The organism is Candidatus Baltobacteraceae bacterium (genome assembly GCA_036488875.1).
Taxonomy (GTDB): domain Bacteria; phylum Vulcanimicrobiota; class Vulcanimicrobiia; order Vulcanimicrobiales; family Vulcanimicrobiaceae; genus JAFAHZ01.
The window spans coordinates 497,960-516,864 of sequence record DASXGW010000004.1 but is presented as its reverse complement, the minus strand read 5'-3'; the positions used below and the strand labels follow the sequence as shown (position 1 = coordinate 516,864).

The 18,905-nt window shown below is 64.5% G+C and carries 17 protein-coding genes; 6 read left to right on the top strand and 11 right to left on the bottom strand.

All coding sequences use genetic code 11. The features are described from left to right. Positions 1 to 14: 14 nt before the first annotated feature. Complete coding sequence (locus tag VGG89_07890; protein ID HEY1976448.1) at positions 15 to 1,259, top strand: DUF4097 family beta strand repeat-containing protein; 1,245 nt, start codon at positions 15 to 17, stop codon at positions 1,257 to 1,259. On the opposite strand, the gene VGG89_07885 is transcribed toward VGG89_07890, so the two are convergent. From VGG89_07885 to VGG89_07865, 5 genes are all read right to left on the bottom strand, one after another. After that, entirely contained in the window at positions 1,256 to 1,681 is a 426-nt protein-coding gene (locus VGG89_07885; GenBank protein HEY1976447.1) for a GNAT family N-acetyltransferase, read from the bottom strand. The two genes, VGG89_07890 and VGG89_07885, sit on opposite strands and share 4 nt — an antisense overlap. Beyond that, positions 1,671 to 2,390 carry an MBL fold metallo-hydrolase gene (locus VGG89_07880; GenBank protein HEY1976446.1) on the bottom strand — a complete coding sequence of 240 codons (720 nt, stop codon included), beginning with the start codon at positions 2,388 to 2,390 and terminating at the stop codon, positions 1,671 to 1,673. The genes VGG89_07885 and VGG89_07880 overlap by 11 nt, the downstream gene beginning before the upstream one ends. 74 nt (positions 2,391 to 2,464) lie before the next feature. Then, positions 2,465 to 2,875, bottom strand: a complete 411-nt coding sequence (locus tag VGG89_07875) for a helix-turn-helix transcriptional regulator (GenBank protein ID HEY1976445.1) — start codon at positions 2,873 to 2,875, stop codon at positions 2,465 to 2,467. 56 nt (positions 2,876 to 2,931) lie between these two features. Then, positions 2,932 to 4,152 (bottom strand): DUF1501 domain-containing protein, encoded by a 1,221-nt coding sequence (locus tag VGG89_07870; GenBank protein HEY1976444.1) that lies wholly within the window; start codon positions 4,150 to 4,152, stop codon positions 2,932 to 2,934. A 7-nt stretch (positions 4,153 to 4,159) separates the two neighbouring features. After that, on the bottom strand, positions 4,160 to 5,611 hold the full coding sequence (locus VGG89_07865; protein HEY1976443.1) for a DUF1800 domain-containing protein: 1,452 nt from the start codon (positions 5,609 to 5,611) through the stop codon (positions 4,160 to 4,162). A 38-nt stretch (positions 5,612 to 5,649) separates the two neighbouring features. Here VGG89_07865 and VGG89_07860 point away from each other — a divergent pair, with 38 nt between their 5' ends. Both VGG89_07860 and VGG89_07855 read left to right on the top strand, forming a co-directional pair. Next, positions 5,650 to 7,233 carry a carboxyl transferase domain-containing protein gene (locus VGG89_07860; protein HEY1976442.1) on the top strand — a complete coding sequence of 528 codons (1,584 nt, stop codon included), beginning with the start codon at positions 5,650 to 5,652 and terminating at the stop codon, positions 7,231 to 7,233. Positions 7,234 to 7,249: 16 nt separating this feature from the next. Continuing rightward, the gene (locus VGG89_07855) at positions 7,250 to 8,467 is read left to right on the top strand and encodes an alkaline phosphatase family protein (GenBank protein ID HEY1976441.1); all 1,218 of its coding nucleotides are present in this window, start codon (positions 7,250 to 7,252) and stop codon (positions 8,465 to 8,467) included. 2 nt (positions 8,468 to 8,469) lie between these two features. On the opposite strand, the gene VGG89_07850 is transcribed toward VGG89_07855, so the two are convergent. Continuing rightward, positions 8,470 to 8,616, bottom strand: a complete 147-nt coding sequence (locus tag VGG89_07850; GenBank protein HEY1976440.1) for a hypothetical protein — start codon at positions 8,614 to 8,616, stop codon at positions 8,470 to 8,472. Between the two features lie 26 nt (positions 8,617 to 8,642). Here VGG89_07850 and VGG89_07845 point away from each other — a divergent pair, with 26 nt between their 5' ends. After that, on the top strand, positions 8,643 to 9,500 hold the full coding sequence (locus VGG89_07845) for an EamA family transporter (protein HEY1976439.1): 858 nt from the start codon (positions 8,643 to 8,645) through the stop codon (positions 9,498 to 9,500). On the opposite strand, the gene VGG89_07840 is transcribed toward VGG89_07845, so the two are convergent. The 4 genes from VGG89_07840 to VGG89_07825 all read right to left on the bottom strand — a co-directional run bounded on the left by VGG89_07840 (position 9,497) and on the right by VGG89_07825 (position 14,352). Beyond that, positions 9,497 to 11,674, bottom strand: a complete 2,178-nt coding sequence (locus VGG89_07840; protein HEY1976438.1) for an NB-ARC domain-containing protein — start codon at positions 11,672 to 11,674, stop codon at positions 9,497 to 9,499. The genes VGG89_07845 and VGG89_07840 overlap by 4 nt on opposite strands. Before the next feature lie 78 nt (positions 11,675 to 11,752). After that, entirely contained in the window at positions 11,753 to 12,796 is a 1,044-nt protein-coding gene (locus VGG89_07835) for a hypothetical protein (protein HEY1976437.1), read from the bottom strand. Positions 12,797 to 12,833: 37 nt separating this feature from the next. Continuing rightward, entirely contained in the window at positions 12,834 to 13,577 is a 744-nt protein-coding gene (locus VGG89_07830) for a molybdopterin-dependent oxidoreductase (GenBank protein HEY1976436.1), read from the bottom strand. Beyond that, on the bottom strand, positions 13,567 to 14,352 hold the full coding sequence (locus tag VGG89_07825) for a cytochrome b/b6 domain-containing protein (protein HEY1976435.1): 786 nt from the start codon (positions 14,350 to 14,352) through the stop codon (positions 13,567 to 13,569). Before VGG89_07825 ends, VGG89_07830 begins: the two co-directional genes overlap by 11 nt. An 85-nt stretch (positions 14,353 to 14,437) precedes the next feature. Here VGG89_07825 and VGG89_07820 point away from each other — a divergent pair, with 85 nt between their 5' ends. Beyond that, positions 14,438 to 15,217: an enoyl-CoA hydratase-related protein gene (locus tag VGG89_07820; GenBank protein ID HEY1976434.1), complete on the top strand. Its 780-nt coding sequence runs from the start codon at positions 14,438 to 14,440 to the stop codon at positions 15,215 to 15,217. After that, complete coding sequence (locus tag VGG89_07815; GenBank protein ID HEY1976433.1) at positions 15,214 to 17,091, top strand: acetyl-CoA carboxylase biotin carboxylase subunit; 1,878 nt, start codon at positions 15,214 to 15,216, stop codon at positions 17,089 to 17,091. The genes VGG89_07820 and VGG89_07815 overlap by 4 nt, the downstream gene beginning before the upstream one ends. Here the strand turns inward: VGG89_07815 and VGG89_07810 are convergent. After that, entirely contained in the window at positions 17,088 to 18,848 is a 1,761-nt protein-coding gene (locus VGG89_07810; protein ID HEY1976432.1) for a DUF885 domain-containing protein, read from the bottom strand. The genes VGG89_07815 and VGG89_07810 overlap by 4 nt on opposite strands. Positions 18,849 to 18,905: the final 57 nt, after the last annotated feature.

The window sequence follows — 18,905 nt, the reverse complement described above, 5'->3', positions numbered from 1 at the left end:
GATACAATGAGTCCGTGCGGAACCAATGGTGGCGTGGAGCGGCGACCTTCCTCCTCGCCCTGTCCTGTTGGGCGACGACCCTCGCGGCGCAAGCGCGCGCCGACGAGCAGATCGCCGTTGGGCCGAACCCCGTCGTCGACGTGCAGCTGGGAACCGGCAACGTCACCGTGCAGACGTGGGATCGCCCCGACGTGCAAGTCAGCGCCGACGGGACGGTTCAAGTGCAGCATCTGGAACCCAACGCCGTGGATCCGTACATCCAGCGGCAGCTTCCAGGCGGTTCGCACACGGTTCAAACGGCGTACGGCCCGGTCTCGCTGCCGGCCGAACCGTTCGTGCTCCCGCCGCTCCAAGGTCAGCAACACGACGGCATCAGCGCGCGCGGCAACGGCAACACGACGATCACGGTTCCGCGCGGCACGGCGCTCGTGATGGCGCACGTCGACAAAGGCCGCGTGACGCTCAACGACTATCGCGGCGTTTTCTGGGCGCAAGCGCACAGCGGCGGCATCTTTCTCAACCGCGTCAGCGGCAGCGGGTACCTCGAGTCGCTCAAAGGCCGCATCGTCGCGACCGATTCGAATTTCGACCGCCTGCGCGCGCGCAGCGCGACGAGCAACATGATCTTCAACAACTGCACGTCGCACCAAATCGAAGCGACGAGCCGGTACGGATCGATCGTCTACAACAACGGATCGTTCGAGCCGGGACTCGCGCGCTTTGACTCAGAGCACGGCAACGTGGCGCTCGGCGTTCGCGGCGCCGCGCAGATCGGCGCCCACAGCGAGAGCGGCCGCGTGATGTCGAACTTCTCGAACGGCACGCAACTGCGCGGCAACGAAAACACGACCCAAGCCCAAGTCGAAGGCGGCGGTCCCGTCGTTACCGCGACCAGTCGCGACGGTTCGGTGTATCTCTACAACGGCTCGCTCAACGCGCATCCGCAGTTTCAAGCGGAGTTGCGCGGAAATCGTGCCGGCGGCTTCGTGCGCGCGCCGGTGACGACGCGCTTCGCCCCGCAATATCCCGGTGCGCCGGGTCAATACGCTCCCGGGCCGCCGCGCGGATACGTTCCGCCGCAGGGACAATACGCGCCGCCGCAGCGTCAGTACGCGCCGCCGCAGCGTCAATACGCGCCGCCGCCGCGCCAATATGCGCCGCCGCCGCAGCAACAACACGGCCAACGTCAAGAGCAGCACCAAGAGCGCCGGGAAGAGCGGCACCAGAACAATCATCCGAACCAGCCTCCGCCGCGCTAGAGCAAGAACTTGCGCAGCGCGGTCATGTCGAGCTTGAACGTGTGCTGCGGCAAAACGGCTTCCTCGCGATAGCCGCACGCCTCGAAGAACTCCTGAGCCGCGCTGCGATGCGGGACCAGCACCGTCATCTTGTGACAGTTATAGTATTTCGCTAGGTCGTCGGCCGCGTCGAGCAGCCGGCGTCCGACGCCGTGGCGCCGCGCGTCTTCAGCGACGGCGACCTTTTCCACGTGCCCGAGCGACGCGCAAATCCGAATCGTCGCGGCGCCCACGACGCGCTCGCCGTCGCGCGCGACGAAATCGTGCGTCTGCTCGTGCCAGATCACGGAAAAGCCGTAGAACGTTTTGAGCGCTTCCCGCTCGGCGCCGCGATAGAACTCGGCAACCGCATCGGGCTGCACGCGTAGGATCTCAATCGCCAACGGCGGCGACTTCCGTGTCCAAATCTAAGCGCAAACCGTCGTAAGCCGCGATCACGCGTCGCCCGATCTCGTCCTCGAGCTCCTGCGCGAGCCGCTCCGGGCCGGCCTCGAGCATCTTCGTTCCGAAATGCTGAAAAACGGTCACCTTGGGGCGGATTTCCAGCGCGATGCTGCGCGCGTCTTCCCACGTGAGATGATCGACGTTCATCTCGTCGCGGAAGCGCAAGACGTTGACGATCAGCACATCGGGATTGCGACGCGCGTAGTCGCCGGCGAGCTCGTCGAAGTAGCGCCCGCACGGCAGGTACGCCACGCGCAATCCTTCGTACGCGAAGTGCAGGCCGTAGGTTTGCACGGCGTGCACGTGCGCCATCGACGTGCGCAGCTCGACCGGGCCGATGTGATACGGGCCGCCGCTTGGCGCGAGGCGCTCGAGACGCTGCACGAACTGCTGCGCGTAGGGCAGCACGACCGGCTCGCCTTCGAACGCGTCGGGCGGCGCCATCAGCGCGCCGCGGCGGCGAAAGCCGCCCGACGTCATCGCTTCGATCAGCGCGTTGACGTCGCCGGCGTGATCGAGGTGCTTGTGCGAAAGCACGATCGCCTCGAGCTCGCGCGGATTGCAGGGCGGCACGTGCGAAAGCGCGCGCACGAGAGCGCCCGGGCCGGGATCGACGTGAATCTGCGTCGTGCCGAAGCGCATCCACATACCGCCGGACGCGCGAAGCTGACGCGCGACGACGAAACGCGCACCACCGCTACCGAGAAAAAGTATCGAAGAGTTCAGGCGTGTTTGACTGCGGTCGACAACTCGTGACGATGTTCGTACAGCGCGAAGAACGTCTCGAGATTCGTGCGGTACGCGTCGAGCGCTTCGCTCCACATCCGCAGCGCAGCGTTGCCCGATTCCGTCAGCGCGTAGAACCGCCGCGCCGGTCCTTGCTCTTTTGGATCCCACCAGGACGAGATGTACCCGTCGCGCTCGAGCTGACGCAGCGCCCGATACACGGTGCCGGCGTCGGTTACGATATCGAACTTCTCGTTGAGTTCTTTGGTGATTTCGTATCCGTGCAAGTGGTGATCGGCAAGCATGACCAGCAGCCACGCCATGAGATAGTTTTTTGGCGTCCCCTTCGGCGGAAGGCCGCTTTCGCGCGCGCCAATCGATATCACCCGATCAGCAGTGGGTCTCATTGGGGTCGGTTCATTGCACCCCAACCAAACCTACACCTGTGTGAAAAGTCGGAGATTTACGCCAGGACCGGGATCGCCGGGAACGCCCCACCCAGAACCGGTGACGCAGGTCGCCCTAGCCATCGCTCGAGGACGGTGGCGTAGACGCTGCGGAAGTCGGTCGTCCAGCGCAGGTTTCCGTTGTCGAGGCTGCCGAGGTCGGGCACGTCGCCGTAGAGACCGCCTTTCACGCCGCCTCCGATGAGAAAGAGAGGGGACGCTTGGCCGTGATCGGTGCCGCGGCTGGCGTTCTCCGCGACGCGGCGTCCGAACTCACTGAAGGTCATCGTCAGGACGCGGTTGTCGTTGCCGTGAGCCGCGAGATCTTGATAGAACGCCGAGATGGCATCGGAAAACTGCATCAGCATGCGATCTTGACCCGGCCGCTGATTTTGATGCGTGTCGAACGAAGCGTGCTCGACATAGATGACGCGCGTGCCGAGATTGCTGCCGACGATCTGCGCGGCCAGTGCCAGGCTGCGTCCGAGCGGCGTCGCCGGATACGACGCGTCGGTCTTATAGCCGCCGATCAATTTCGGAAGCTCTTCCGAACCGCGCTGCGCGTGGTCTTCGATCTCCATGACGTGCGCGAGATACGGCGATTTAAACGGCAACGACGCGTCGCGTGCGTCTTGTTTGAACGCCTGGCTCAGCTCCGGCGAACGGTCGAACGCCAAACCGTATCCCGCGGAATTGGGAATCGCCGGGATGTCGGTCTTGTTCGAAGCGAGCACTTCGGGAACGGTTTGCGAGATCGCGACGCCGTTGAAAAGGTTGTCCGGCGGCAATCCGGCTTCGTCGAAATAGCGTCCCAGCCAACCGGTGTGCTCGTAGCGGTCGGGCGCGGCCGTCTGCCAAATCTCGGTCGAACGAAAATGCGAGTAGTCGGGATTCGGATAGCCGACGCCTTGCACGATCGCGACGTTGCCCTTATCGTACATCGACTTGAACGCGGACATCTTGGGATTGAGGCCCATGTGCGCGTCGATCGCGAGCACCTCGGATTGCGAGATGGCCAATGTGGGGCGCAGGTTGTAGTAGCGCTGATCGCCGTGCGGAACGACGCAGTTGAGGCCGTCGTTTCCACCGCCCAAGTTGATCAGCACCAGGCAGCGGCCTTGCGAACCCGGCAGCCCCGCCAGCGGCGTCTGCGCGAGAGCGCGCGCGAAGACGTGATTGGCCGTCGCGGAGACCGTGAGTCCGGAGATCGTTCCGAGGAGAAAGTTACCGCGTTTCATATCTTCCCTAATTGAGCTGGTACGCCGGCATCGCCATCGCGAGCGCAACCGCTTGCCCGATGCGCTGTTGCAGATTTTCCGGCGAAAGCGACTTGAGCGACGCCGTTCCCGAGCCGGCCATCACACCTTCGAGTTGGAAGCGCGACGCGGGCGCGGCGTCCTGCTGCACGATCGCCGAAAGTATCTCGTGCGCGGCTTGCGCCGGCTGCATGGGAATTTGCTGCAGCCACGACGATGCCGCGAGCGTCTGCGAGTTGACCATGCGCACGGCGAAGTTCTGGCGCGCGATCATGGTCGCGCTGGTGATCCAGTTCGCTCCGCCCGGCCAGCCGGCGACGTTGGGCGGCTGCAGCAGCGTCTGTCCCATCTGCTTGGAAGCCGCTACGGCGGACGTCTCGATCTGCGGGAGTCCCAGCGCCTTATAGGTTCCCACGACAAACTCGGTTGGGCTCTTTACCAGCGCGCGATAGGCGCGATCGCCGTAGAATAGGTTGCTGCGGAAAATCGCCGACATCACGGGCGCGAGCTCGAACTGGTGCTTGCGCAAAAGCGCCGCGACGCCGTCGATCAGTTCCGGCTCGGGATCGTTGTAGACGAAATAGCTCAGCAGGCTGTTGGCGAAGAATCGCGCGCACTGCGGCTGATCGAAGATGATGTCGACGACGTCGTCGCCGGTGAAGTTGCCGGTGTGCCCCAAGAACGTCTTGGTACCGTCGTCGTGCTGCGCCTCGCCGAACCAGACGGTCTCGGTGAAACGATCGAAGCGCAGACCCGTCCACGCCCGCGCCGCTTCGCGCACGTCGTCTTCGGTGTAGTGCCCTACGCCCAAAGTGAAGAGCTCCATCAGCTCTCGAGCGTAGTTCTCGTTGGGATGCTTGGCGACGTTGCTGTTATTGTTGAGGTACAGAACCATCGCCGGATCTTTCGACACCGCGTGCGCGAGCGCGCGCACGTTCCCCAGCGCGTATTGACGGAACAGCTGATTCTGACCGTACATCATGCTGCTGAAATTAATGTACGTCGTAAAATGCCCGTGCCAGAAGAGCGTCAACTTTTCTTGCAGCGGCGCTTGCGTCGTCAACATGCGGTTGAGCCACCACAGACGCAGGTCTTCCAGGGCGAGCACGTCGCCGTGGACGAGCCGATTCTGCAACTGTTTTTTTTCGTTGCCCTCGAGACTGGCGAGCTCGCGCATGTACGGACGGCGATCGAAGAGCGTCGGCTGCGCAGCGGCGGAGCTCGACGTAAAACGAACGAGCGATTCGACCGCATCGCCGGCCGACATCGAAGCGTACCGGCGGATCTCGTCGGGCGTGCCGCCGAAGCCCGCGCGGCGCAGCAGATGCGCCGCCAGGCGCTCGTCGAGCGCTCCGCGGAACGGTTGCAAAGCCGTGGCGGAATCCAACTGCCCCGACGGGCGAAGGATGCCGCCGAAATCGACTCGAGTCTGCGCTGCCATTGCATGTAGTATAACATTTGCGGCGAATCGCTCGGTTCGTGGCTACATTAGAATCGCGTTTAGATCGGCGATCCGAAGAGTTTGCGCGCAACGACGCGCGTCTAGCGAGCCTGGTTGCCGAACTGCGCGAGCGCCTGATCGCGGTGCGCGCAGGCGGCGGCCCCGAAGCCACCGAGAAGCACCGTAAGCGCAATAAGCTCACCGCGCGCGAGCGCATCGAACGTTTGATCGATCCGGGCTCGGATTTCCTGGAGTTTTCGGCGCTGGCTGCCTACGACATGTATAACGGCGATTCGCCGTGCGCGGGCATCGTGACCGGCATCGGCATCGTCGAAGGACAGCATTGCGTCATCGTCGCCAACGACGCAACCGTCAAAGGCGGAACGTACTATCCAATGACGGTCAAGAAACATCTGCGCGCGCAAGAGATCGCCGAACAGAATCATCTGCCGTGCATGTATCTCGTCGATTCGGGCGGCGCGTTCTTGCCGCTGCAGGCCGACGTGTTCCCCGATCGCGAGCATTTCGGACGTATCTTTTACAATCAAGCGCGCATGTCGGGCAAACGCATTCCGCAGATCGCGGCCGTGATGGGCTCGTGTACCGCGGGCGGCGCTTACGTGCCCGCGATGAGCGACGAAGCGGTGATCGTCAAGGGCCAAGGGACGATCTTTCTCGGCGGTCCGCCGCTGGTCAAAGCCGCGACCGGCGAAATCGTCACCGCTGAAGAGCTGGGCGGCGCCGACGTGCACACGCGCGTTTCGGGCGTTGCCGATCACTTCGCCAACGACGACACGCAAGCGATCGGCATCGTGCGCGAGATCGTGCGCAACCTGCATCTCGAACTTCCCGGTCAGTGGGACCGCACCGATCCGCAGCCGCCGAAATACGATCCGCGCGACATCTACGGCGTCATTCCCAGCGACAGCCGCATCGGCTACGACGTTCGGGAAATCATCGCACGCTTAGTCGACGCGTCGGAGTTTCACGAGTTCAAAGCGCGCTACGGCACGACGCTCGTCTGCGGCTTCGCGCGCATCGAAGGCCATCCGGTCGGCATTTTGGCCAACAACGGCATCCTCTTTAGCGAAAGCGCGCTCAAGGGCGCGCACTTCATCGAGTTGTGCGTGCAGCGCGGCACGCCGCTGCTCTTCCTACAGAATATCACCGGCTTCATGGTCGGCAAGGAATACGAAAACGGCGGCATCGCCAAAGACGGCGCCAAGCTCGTCACGGCCGTGGCTTGTGCCGAAGTCCCAAAGTTTACGGTGGTGATCGGCGGCAGCTTCGGCGCTGGGAATTATGGCATGTGCGGGCGCGCATATTCGCCGCGCCAGTTGTGGATGTGGCCCAATGCCCGCATCAGCGTGATGGGCGGCCCACAGGCCGCAAGCGTGCTCTCCACCGTCAAAGGTGAGATGCCGGCCGACGAGAAGGCCAAGTTCGAAGCGCCGATTCTCGAAAAGTACGAGCGCGAAGGCAGCCCCTATTATTCGACGGCGCGGTTGTGGGACGACGGCATCATCGATCCGCTCGACACCCGCCGCGTCATCGCCATCGGACTCGACGCCGCCGCGCACGCACCGCTGCCGCGAACGCACTTCGGCATCTTCAGAATGTAACGAGGGGAGGTTCGCCGTGACGCACGTTCGATCGCTCGCATGGATCGCCGTAATCGCCGTTCTCGCAGCCTGCGCACCCGGCGGTGACGGCGCTTCAACGACGCCGCCGCTCGACGCCGCGCGTCGCTTGAATGCTGCCGGCCCCGGATCGATCGGCAACGTGATCTTCATCGTGCAGGCCGATCGCAGCTTCAACGATCTTTTCGAAGCGTTTCCGGGCACGGATACGGCGTCGACCGGACGCACCCACGACGGCCGGGAGGTTGCGCTAAAAGCGGTTCCACTGTCGGCACCGCCGTGTTCGATCGAAGGATACGGGCTGTCCTCATCGGTTACCGCATGGAACCACGGGGAAATGAACGGGTGGGATCTCCTCGATAGTTCGAAACCGGTTTGTCCCTATACGTACGTGCGCCCCGCCGATACAAAGCCGTATTGGCAACTAGCGAAGGCATTCACGATCGGCGACCACACGTTCTCGTCGAGCTATTTCGGCGATTTCGTTGCGATGCAATATCTGATTGCAGGATCGACGAAGGTAGCGCCCGGCACGTACGTGATCGGCGTGCCCAACAAGCTCGACTGCGACGCGCCGGCCGGAACGACGTCGACTGTTCTGCGCCGCGGCAAGGTCGATCCGCACGGACCCTTCCCGTGCTTTAGTTATCCGACCATTGCCAATCTGCTCGACGCGCATCACGTTACGTGGAAATGGTACGCGGCACCGAACTCGCAATGGAACCCATGGGCGTATATCAGGTACGTTCGCACGGGCCCGGATTGGAAACGCAACGTCAGCATTCCGGAGACGAACGTCTTCTCGGACTTGAAAAACGGAACGCTCGCATCGGTCTCCTGGGTGACGCCCAGCGTAGCGAACTCCGACGATCCAGCCTCAGGCAGCGATGGCGGCCCGGAGTGGGTGAAATCCGTCGTCACGGCGGTGCGGCATAGTAAGTACTGGAGCCAAACGGCGATCGTCGTCGTCTGGAACGACGCGGGCAACGGACAGTTCTACGATCCCATCGCGCCGCCGCAGCTTGATGTTCTCGGACTCGGCTTCCGCGTTCCACTCATCGCCATTTCGCCGTTCGCGCGCAACGGCTACGTTGCGCACGCCGTATTCCAAAACGGCGGCAGCACGCTGCGATTCGTCGAGCAGAACTGGAAGCTCGGCAGTCTTGGTACGACCGACGCGAGCTCAACCTCGGTCGGCGAGCTGTTTACGAAGTAGGTTTAGTCGGTCTTACGGGCGGCGCCCAAGACCATCGAGCGCGGCGCGCGCATGCCGCCGTGCCGCTCGTCGCCGTGCTTGTCGGCGACGGCCACCAGCGAATCTTCGTCGTCACCGGCGATGATCTCGCCGCATAGAGGGCATTTCACGGTTAATCCCATACCTCGGCCATTCGATGCAGTCCGGCGAAAACCGTGCCGCCATCGTCGGTGCCTATTGCGCGATGTGCGCGATCTGGGGCACGACCTGGCTGGGCATCAAGGTCTCGCTCCACTACGTCCCGCCGCTAACCGGCGTGGGGCTCCGCTTTATCATCGCCGGCACAGCAATGTATGCGATCGCCGCGCTTGCAGGTACGAAGGGGAAGCCGCCGTGGAAGCTGATCGCGGTACTGGCCGTGTTCCTGTTCGGGCTCAACTACGTTCTCACGTACACGGCGGAGACGCGGTTGGATTCGGGGCTGGTCGCCGTTTTGTTCGGAACCCTGCCGTTCTTCGTCTTCGCGTTCGGGCACGCGCTCGCAAACGAACGCACGACACCGCGCGTTTGGATCGGCGCCGCGGTTGCATTCGGCGGCGTCGCCGCGATTTCGCTCGGCGGCCAAGTGCGCGGCTCCCCGCTCTTCGCGCTGGCGGCAATCGGCGCGGCCGCGGTCTCGGCGTTCGGCAACGTGTACGCGCGGCGTCACTCCGGATCTCCGCCGCTGCTCACCTTGCCGCCGGCGATGCTGATCTCCGGCATCGGGGTGTTTCTCCTCGGCATCGCTACCGAGCGCGTGACGTGGGCCAATGCCGCGACGCCGCCGTCGATCGCCGCGCTGCTCTACCTCTCGATCTTAGGCAGCTGCATTCCGTTCTTCTTGAATCTTTGGCTGCTGCAGCGCATCGCCGTCTGGATCGTCGGACTTTCGTCGCTCGTGATTCCCGTGATCGCCGTCGCCGTCGGTATCGCGCTCGGCGGCGAAGTCTTCACGTGGCGCGAACTGCTGGGATCGTTTTTGGTGCTGATAGGAATGTGGGTCGCGCTGACTTAGTGACGCGCCAGCACCGAACGTTCGGCCTCTTGCAGAACCTCCGCAATCGGGATAGCGGCGCCGCTCGCGCGTTCTTCTTCGTAGGTCGCGTCGCCTAAGTTCTGGCGCAAACTGTCGAGAATCTCTTGGAGCACCGCGCCGTCGCGCGCCTGGCGTGCGAGATCGCGCGGAATGAGCGTCTGCGCGCAGCCGATCAGGCGCGCGGCCAGGCGATCCTCACCCGTGACGTGATAGTAGTAGGCGCTGTTTTCGAGCACTTCGGAGAGGCCTTCGCGGTCGTTGCGCTCGAGGGCGATCTCGATGCCTTTGCGCAGCGCCGTGCGCGACTCGTCGTAGCGCCCGACGACGGCGAGATGGAAGCCGAAGTTCGACCACTGATGTCCGGCTTCGATGCTGTCCGGCACCTCGTCGAAGAATCCGACGGCGCGTTCGCTCCAGCGCACGGCTTGTTCGATATCGCCCGAAAGGAAGGCGTTGATTGCGCTGTTGCCCATCACCACGCCGGCGCGAAAGCGATCGCCGCGCGCCTCCATCAGGCCGGCGGCGCGCTCGAAACAAACGCCCGCATCTTGCAGCCGCGCGTCGTCGAGCGACTCCGCGTAAGCAACGCCGAGATTGTTGAGCAGCTCGGCGGCGCGCAGCACGCTGCCCATCTCGAGCATCAGATTCGCCATGCGGGCGAGCTCGGCCGTGAGCTGCATGGCCGGCGCGCCCAGCACCGCGTGCTGCAAGGCGTTGGTAGCGCGCAAAGCATCGGCGAGGTGAACGACGTCACCCAGCGAGCGATACAGATCGTGCGCGCGCTTGGCGGCTTCGAGCGCGCGCGGGCGCTGACTGCGGCGTAAGAGCGCCGCAAGCGCCAAACGCAGCGGCGCTTCGACACGCGCTTCCATCGTCGTCGCAAGAATCGTTGCGATGCGGCGCGTCAGATCCGCAGCGTGCACCGGCCCGTGCGTCCACAGCCAGTGATGCAGCGCCTCGCAGATCTCCGCCGGACTCTCGACGTCACCGGCGTCCAGTGCGAGCGATAGCGCGGCGCGGAAGTTCTGCGCTTCGCCGGTGACCATCGCTTGCCACTGCAGAATCGGCAGCGCGTCGAGCATGTTTTCGAAGCGTCGCGCCAGCAGCGAGAAATACCGGACGTGCGCCAGCGCGGCCTCGTCGTATTCGTTCGAGCGCAACAGACAGTTTTGGGCGTACGCGCGCGTGATCTCCAGCATGCGGTACCGCGCGCGGCCGTCGGAGACGTCTTTGACGACCAGCGATTTGACGACCAGCTCGTCGAGCGCTTCGCTCAGGCGGGCTTCGTTGAACGCTTCGTCCGCGCAGACGTGCATCGCGGCTTCGAGCGTACAGCCGCCCACGAAGATCGCCAGCCGGAGGAACAGTTTCTGCGCGTTCTCACTGAGGAGGCGATGGCTCCAGTCGTGCATCGCTTCCAGCGTCTGCTGCCGGCTGGGCGCGCCGCTCTTTTCGAGCGAGAGCAGCTCGAGGCGATCGTCGAGATGCCGCAGCAGCTCTTCGGTCGACATCGTACGCAGCAGCGGCGCCGCCAGCTCGATCGCCAGCGGAATCCCGTCGAGATACTCGACGATCGTGGCGATCACCGGCCGCTCGAAGTCGCCGAGCTCGATGCCGGCGTTGCGCGCACGATCGTAAAAGAGTTCGGCCGCGTCGTCGAGCGCGAGCGTGTTCAAGCGATGTTCGAGTTCGCGAGGCACGGACATCGGCTGGCGCGACGTCGCGATCACCCGTGCGCGCGGCGCCGAATCGACGATCGACGTGACCAACTCGCCCGTCTGTTCCAGCACGTGTTCGCAACTGTCGAAGACGAGCAGCACTTGCCGGTCGCCGAGCGCGACGGCAAACGACGCCGCATCGTGCGCGACCGGTGCGACGTCGCGCAGCGTCTCGCAAACGAACGGCACGACGTCGGCGCCGTCGTCGAGCAGCGCGAGATTGACGAACCACACGCCATCGGGGAAAAAGCCGGCGGTACGCTTTGCCAGCTCGATCGCGGTGCGCGTCTTGCCGACGCCGCCCGGGCCCGTAAGCGTGACGACGGGCGTTTCGTCGAGGGCGGCAATGAGCAGCGCCACCTCACCGGCGTGGCCGATGAAGCGGGTGGGACGGCTCGGAAGGTTTCCGGGCATGCGATTCGAGTTGACGATCACGCCGGTGAGCCTTCGGCTCCCTTGCTCATCTTCCTAAGTGCGAAATGCACCGATGTCACTTTTTCGGCACCTCCCGGCCTACGGCTTCAAGGTCGCGCCCTTGGGCGGGGCCGACAACAGGGCCATTCCTCCCAGGGCCGGCGGCGGGGACCGGACGATGCCGCGGTGCATGTCGCCCCACGCCTGCGTGAAGATCGGCAAGAGGGTTACGATCCGGTGCGTTCCGTGCGGCTGCGAGTAGAACGATACCGGTATGCCGCTGGCGTTTAAGTAGACGGCGGTCGCCGTGGGATATTGGGTGGGAATGCTATCGTCGTCGCTGCCGGTGAGCACGTAAAACGGCGTTCGCGAAAGCATCGCAGTCACCGCGTGCGCGTCGTGACCTAGCAGCGCGCCGGAAATGCACATGATCCCCGACCACACGTCGGCGTGAACCGGCGCGACTTCAAACACCGAAAAGCCGCCCATCGAATAGCCGGCCAGGTACCGCTTGCGCGAGTCGATCGCAAACGCTTTGCCGGCGACGGCAACGGTATCGTAAACGTCGGCAATCGCGCCGCGAAAGTCGTAGTACCCGCGGCCGTACGGCGCGACGACGATGCTGCCCGTCGCGTCGGCAAGCGCCGCGACGTAATCGGGCGCCATCAACGACGTCTCCGCCTGCGGATGTCCGTGCAAGAACACGACGAGCGGCGCGGGATGCGCCGGCGTATACGACGGCGGCACGTAGACCGCGACCGGCTGCATCGTCCCGTCGAGCGACGAGCGAACCAGCGCTTCGCCCAGTCCGTGAATCGATTCCATCGGCTGATAATGCTGCGAGAGCACTTGATGCGCCAAGCTCACGTCGAGGGTCGCTTTGCGCAGCACGTAGTCGTGCCATTGGCCGGCGGTGAAACCGTCGGGAACGTCGTTGGGCGAATCCATCGCATCGGCGTCGTCGACGAGCCGCTGCATATAGTCGGTCACGGAGTAGCGCCCGACGATCGGCTCGAGCGCGACGAGATGCTTGTAATACTCCGATTGGGTCGCGCGCAGTTGCTCGCGCAGGCCCGGCTGCGCCGGCGCAACGGCCAACATCGCCACCGCCGCCGCAGCGGCCGCGACTGCTCGCAGTGTCATGACGGGAATTATAGCGCGGGCCGTACCTGCCGTGTGACTAAATGCCCGCGTACCACTCGTAGCCCTGATCTTCCCAATAACCGCCGCGGCCCGAAGCGATATTGGCGAAACTGCCGACCAGCTCGATGCGGCCGATCCATTTGGCGCTCTTATAGCCGAGCTGCGTGGGAACGCGCAGGCGCACGGGCGCCCCGTGATCGGGATCGAGCGGCGCGTCGTTGAGACGCAACGCGAGCAGCGCTTGCGGATGGCGCGCCTGGTGCAGATCGAGGCTTTCGTAATACATGTTGCCCTGGCCGTCGTTGTCCAAGCAGTGGAAGACGACGTAGCGCGCGTCGCCGCGCGGCCGCACCGCATCGAGCACGTCGCCGAGCCGCACGCCGCTCCACTTCCCGATCGCGCTCCAGCCTTCCACGCAATCGTGACGCGTGATCTGCGTCTGCTGCGCCATCGCATGCAGTTCCGCCAACGAAAACGCGTGCCGGTTCTCGGCCGCGCCGTCGACGACGAGCTTGTACGCGGCGAAGTTTCCCGCGACGAGTCGCTGATAGTTTGCGTCCGCGGGCGTGTTGAAACCGTTGACGCGAAACTCGCGGTCGACGTCGCTCTCGCGATACACGCGCGCCAACCCGCGCGTGCCGATCAGCGCGTGATTGACCGGCTCGGCCGATTCGAGCAACCGGCGGAACGCCTCGTTGTTGTTGAGCCCGTTGGAGATCGGTCCGCACGCGCTGAGCGCCGCCGCCGACACCGACGTCGCGATAAACAAATTACGCTTCATACCAGCCCGTAATCATCGAACGCATCTGATTCAAGAAGCCTTGCGTCGCCACTTGAAAGACGTGAATGGCGAAGAACGCCAAGAGCGCGAGCATCGCGGCGAAGTGCCACAAGCGCGCGAACTGCCGCCCGCCGAGGATCGCCGTGAGCGGCTGCGCGATCGCGTCGATGCCCGGCGAGAGGGCGAGCCCGGTGATGACGATGAGCGGCGCGATGACGAATCCGACGACCGTATACGCGGCTTTCTGCAGCGGATTGTACACGTCGTAGGGCGGCGGCTCTTTGCGCAGTTTGAAGTAGTACGCCTGCATCGGCCAGAGTTTGGGCAAATCGCTCGGCCGCAGAATCATCTTGCGCAAGGTGCCGCGCCACGCGGTGGCTACAATCCAGCTGATCCAGCACAACGCCGCGATCCACGCGAAGAAAAGATGCCAACGCCGTCCGTCGGCGAGATCTTGAAAGCCGGGAACCGTGATCCACGCCGGAAACGCGTGCGGTCCGCGCCCGCCCATGCCGTCCTCGACCCAGCCCAGGACTCCCGTGGTGGTGAAGGTATGGCCGAAGATCGTGGTCGTTCCCACGCCGTCGGCCGGCGATCCGATCGCAAGCACGCGCCGAGCCGGGTTGCTCTTGTCGCTGGCGTCGAGGTTCGGCGACGCGTTGAAGATTTGTAATCCGCTCGACACCAGCACCGCAAACGCCAGCGCCCACAGCCAGTGACTGGCGCGGGTCACGACGGAGTAGCGGTAGATCGTCGTTTTGTGGTTTGGCGGCACTTCAAACCGTATACGCTAGCGAGCTCAGGCCGGATGAGTTCGCTCGCCATGGTCGGGGAACCCGCAGGGCGAATCAGCCCCCCGCATGCCTGAAACGATCACACTCGAGGTCACCGACGGGATCGCGCGCGTCACGCTCGCCCGCCCCGACGTGCGCAACGCGTTCAACGCCAACGTCATCGGCGAGCTGCACGCGGCGTTCACGCGCATCTCGGCGGCCGACGACGTCCGCGCCGTCGTGCTGGCCGGCGACGGGCGCGTTTTCTGCGGCGGCGCGGATATCAACTGGATGCGCGAATCGCTCGACTTGAGCATCGAAGCGAATCAAATCGACGCGGAACGCATGAGCGACATGTTTCGCGCGATCGACAACTGCTCGCATCCGGTAATCGGACGCATCCACGGCGCGGCGATCGGCGGAGGGGCGGGTCTCACCGCCGTCTGCGACATCGCGATCGCCAGCGACGAGACGGTCTTCGGCTTCACCGAGGTGAAGCTCGGCATCATTCCCGCGGTGATCTCGCCGTTCGTGCTGGGAAAGATCGGCGCGTCGCACGCCCGCGCGCTATTCTTAACCGGCGAACGCTTCGACGCGGATCGCGCGCTGCAGATTGGGCTGGTACACCAGGTCGTCAAGGTCGACGATCTCGACGCGGCGATCGACGGCATCATCGCCGAACTGCGCACCGCCGGCCCGCGCGCCGTGAGCGCGGCGAAGCTATTGGTACGGCGCGTGCTCGACGCGACGTATGAAGAGTCGCGCGAGATCACGTCCAAAGCGATCGCCAATCAACGCGTCTCGCCCGAAGGCCAAGAAGGGTTACGCGCGTTTCTCGAACGCCGCACACCGGGGTTTGCCGAATGATCCGCCGCCTGCTGATCGCTAATAGGGGCGAAATCGCGGTGCGCGTCGCCCGCGCCGCGCGCGAGATGAGCATCGCTCCGCTGGGCATCTATTCGCAAGCCGACGACCGCGCCTATCATTTGAGCGAGATGGACGACGCGCGCTGCGTCGGTCCGGCGCCGGCAACGCAATCGTATCTCAACATCGATGCGGTCATCGCGGCGGGTGTCGCGATGAAGGCCGACGCGGTGCATCCGGGTTACGGCTTTCTCTCCGAACGCGCCGCGTTCGCGCAAGCGGTTCTCGACGCGGGCATGATCTTCGTCGGACCAACGCCCCAAGCGATGGCGGCGATGGGCAGCAAGATCGAGGCCAAGCGGCGGGTCAGTGAGTTCGACGTGCCGACCGTTCCGGGCTACCTCGGCGACGACCAAACGCTCGAGACGCTGCGCGCGAAAGCCAAAGAAGCCGGCTTTCCGCTGCTCATCAAAGCCAGTGCCGGCGGCGGCGGCCGCGGCATGCGGGTCGTCGACGCCATCGCCCAGTTCGACGAAGCGCTCGCGGCGGCAAAACGCGAAGCGCTGGCCGCATTCGGCGACGACGCGGTGCTGCTCGAACGCTACCTGCGCGATCCGCGTCACATCGAGTTTCAGGTGCTCGCCGACGCGCACGGACACACGATCCACCTTGGCGAGCGCGAGTGCTCGATTCAGCGGCGGCATCAGAAGATCGTCGAGGAGGCGCCGTCGGTCGCGCTCTCGCCCGAGCTGCGCGCCGCGATGGGCGCGGCCGCGGTGCGCGCGGCGCAATCGGTGCAGTACCGTAACGCGGGCACGTGCGAGTTCATGCTCGACGGCGACGGATCGTACTACTTTCTCGAGATGAACACGCGGCTGCAGGTCGAGCATCCGGTGACCGAACTCGTCTACGGCGTCGATCTCGTGCAGTGGCAGCTGCGCATTGCGTCGGGGGAGAAACTCACGATCGTTCAAGACGACGTGCGCCCGCGCGGGTGGGCGATCGAGACGCGCATTTACGCCGAGGATCCCGCCAACAACATGCTGCCCTCGACGGGCACGATCGCGCAGTGGACGCCGCCGGAAGGCCCGGGCATTCGCCTCGACGCAGGCGTCACTACCGGCAGTGAAGTGAGCGTTTACTACGACCCGATGCTCGCCAAGCTGATCGTCTACGGCAGCGATCGCGCACAAGCGATCGCGCGTCTCCAGCTCGCGCTCGAAGACTTCGCCATCGGCGGCGTGCGCACGAACGTTCCGCTGCTGCTGTGGATCGCCCGAGACGACGCGTTTGGGGCCGGCGATACGACGACGAGCTTTTTAGCGCAGCGCCTCGACGAGTCGATCTTCAAAAACCCGGTCGTACCCGAAGACGCGATCGTGAGCGCGGCCGCGAGCTTGCTCGCGGATGCGCCGTTTCGCGTCGGCGGGGTCGGCATACCGTTGCGCTTTACGATCGAGGGACGTAACGTCGTCATCATTGCCGACGCCACCGGCGATTCAACCGTTTGGCAGCTATCCGGCGACGTCAACGGCGAACTGACGGTCGCACACCGGCAGCCGTCGCTCAACGGCCGGCCGATCGCCGCGAGCGCGCACCGCTATCGTTTCGAGCTGACCTCGCCGCCCTCAGCGGAGGGCGCGCACGGTTCGCACGGCGGCGGAGACGGCCGCGTCGTCGCGCCGATGCCCGGCAAGATCGTGAAGATCGCGGTGCGCGAAGGCGACGCCGTCGAGGAGCACGCGCTGCTCGTCGTGCTCGAGGCCATGAAGATGGAACATCGCCTCGAAGCGTCGATCGCCGGCAGCGTCAAAGCGATTCTCGTGAAAGAAGGCGCGATCGTCGCCGGCGGCGCGCCCCTGCTCGAACTCGCCTAAGTCCCCTTTGCTTTGGCTATTTCGTAGTCGACGTGCTCGCGCAAAGTGTCGAGCGTCATTGCGCCGCTGTCGAGAATCCACGCGTGGAACTGCCGGATATCGAACTTCGAGCCTAGCTCCTTGCGCGCGTGGTCGCGCAGCTGCAGCATCGTCATCTCGCCGGTTTTATACGCAAGCGCTTGGCCCGGAATGTCGGTCGAATACCGCAACGTTTCGCTCTCGATCTGCGCCTGGCTGATCGTCAGGTTCGCTCGCATGAACGCGATGGCGCGCTCGCGGCTCCAACCCATCGCGTTCATTCCGGTGTCGACGACCAACCGCGTCGAGACCATCAGATCTTGCATCAAGCGGCCCGCTTTGTCATAAGGCGTCGTGTAGACGCCCATATCCCAGCAGAGCTGCGACGCGTACTCACCCCAGCCTTCGACGAATCCCGTCTCCGAGAAATCGTAGTGCCGCACGTCGGGCAGCGCCGTATTCTCTTGCTGCGCCGCGATTTGGAAATGATGCCCGGGAATCAGCTCGTGACAGATCAGTGCGCCGGCGCCCAGATCCGAGGTGCGTTCCGGGTGCCACGCGTTGTAAAGGTAATGGCCGTACGGTTTCGAGGCCGTCGGCGGATCGTAATAACCGAACGTCTGCGAACCGGCCAGCTCTTTGGGCAGCGGCTCGACGCCGTACGGCGCGGTGGGCGTATGCAAGAAGTATTTCGGGACCGCTGCGGCGGCGCGGCGCACGTAGACTTCGAGTCGATCGCCGAACTCACTGGTCGTCTTGACGAAGAAACGCGGATCGGTCGCGAGGAAGTGTTTGAACGCCGCCAGGTCGCCGTGAAATCCGAGCTGCCGGCGAATGCCGTCGAGCTTCGCGTTGATCGCCGCGACCTGCTCCATTCCGGTTTGGTGCAGCGTTTCAGGTTCGACGTGAATCGTCGTACTCGCGAAGATGAGATAGCGATAGTAGTCGAGGCCGCCGGGATACTGCCGCAGACCGACGCCGGCCGGCGCACCCACGCGATACGGGCCCTTCAGGTAGGCGCCCACGGCGTCGAACGCGGGCGCGATCTCGGTGCCGGCGATGCTCGTCGCCGATGCGCGTAACGCCCTCGCGTCGCTTGGGGAGAGGGCGGTCAAACGGCTTTGCGCCGGAGCGAGCGTACCGGCGCGCGTCAGTTTGGCGTAGCCGTCGAAAACGGCCGCCGACGCTTCGCTCTCGACGTTGGGCAGAACGATACCGCGCTCGTGCTGGCCCTCGAGCAGGTCGCCGATCGACGTCACGAACGCCGCGTACTGATGCAGCAGCGACTCGTAGCGCGCGGCATCGCCCGCGTTCGAGAACGTAAACGACGTAAAGATGTTGGCGATCTGCTCGATCTGGCTGCCGCCGGCGTAGGGCGTTGCCTGCTGCGCGAGCCAGTAATACTGTTTGCCCGCAACGTCGTTACCGGCGAGATACTGCAGCGTCCGGTAGGTCAGCCAGCGATCGTGATCGAGCTTCGCGGCATCGATTGCGGCGAGACCGTTGAGCATCTGTTGCGCAAACGCGGCGTCGTCGGACGCATTCGCGTACGTGACGGCACGGATCGTTTCGATCGGCTTGCCGATCTCGGTACGCAGGTAGTAATTGTTCTGCAGCTCGCGCTGCCAGTATTGCGCGGCCAGCGCGTCGAGCGCGTTGGCGCCGCTACCTTGGGCAGGCGCGGGAGCGGCTGCCAGCAACGCGGCACCGAGGAGCAGGGCCAGCCATCGCTTCATCATGCTCCGGGCCTTCGGACCGAATCCAGGCAATACCGCCCAGCGGTCTAATGAGAGCAG

Coding starts and splice junctions, on each gene's coding strand:
- VGG89_07880 (HEY1976446.1), bottom strand. CDS start 2,390: ATGTGGATGCGCTTCGGCACGACGCAGATTCACGTCGATCCCGGCCCG.
- VGG89_07875 (HEY1976445.1), bottom strand. CDS start 2,875: ATGAGACCCACTGCTGATCGGGTGATATCGATTGGCGCGCGCGAAAGC.
- VGG89_07870 (HEY1976444.1), bottom strand. CDS start 4,152: ATGAAACGCGGTAACTTTCTCCTCGGAACGATCTCCGGACTCACGGTC.
- VGG89_07865 (HEY1976443.1), bottom strand. CDS start 5,611: ATGGCAGCGCAGACTCGAGTCGATTTCGGCGGCATCCTTCGCCCGTCG.
- VGG89_07845 (HEY1976439.1), top strand. CDS start 8,643: ATGCAGTCCGGCGAAAACCGTGCCGCCATCGTCGGTGCCTATTGCGCG.
- VGG89_07835 (HEY1976437.1), bottom strand. CDS start 12,796: ATGACACTGCGAGCAGTCGCGGCCGCTGCGGCGGCGGTGGCGATGTTG.
- VGG89_07830 (HEY1976436.1), bottom strand. CDS start 13,577: ATGAAGCGTAATTTGTTTATCGCGACGTCGGTGTCGGCGGCGGCGCTC.
- VGG89_07820 (HEY1976434.1), top strand. CDS start 14,438: ATGCCTGAAACGATCACACTCGAGGTCACCGACGGGATCGCGCGCGTC.
- VGG89_07815 (HEY1976433.1), top strand. CDS start 15,214: ATGATCCGCCGCCTGCTGATCGCTAATAGGGGCGAAATCGCGGTGCGC.
- VGG89_07810 (HEY1976432.1), bottom strand. CDS start 18,848: ATGATGAAGCGATGGCTGGCCCTGCTCCTCGGTGCCGCGTTGCTGGCA.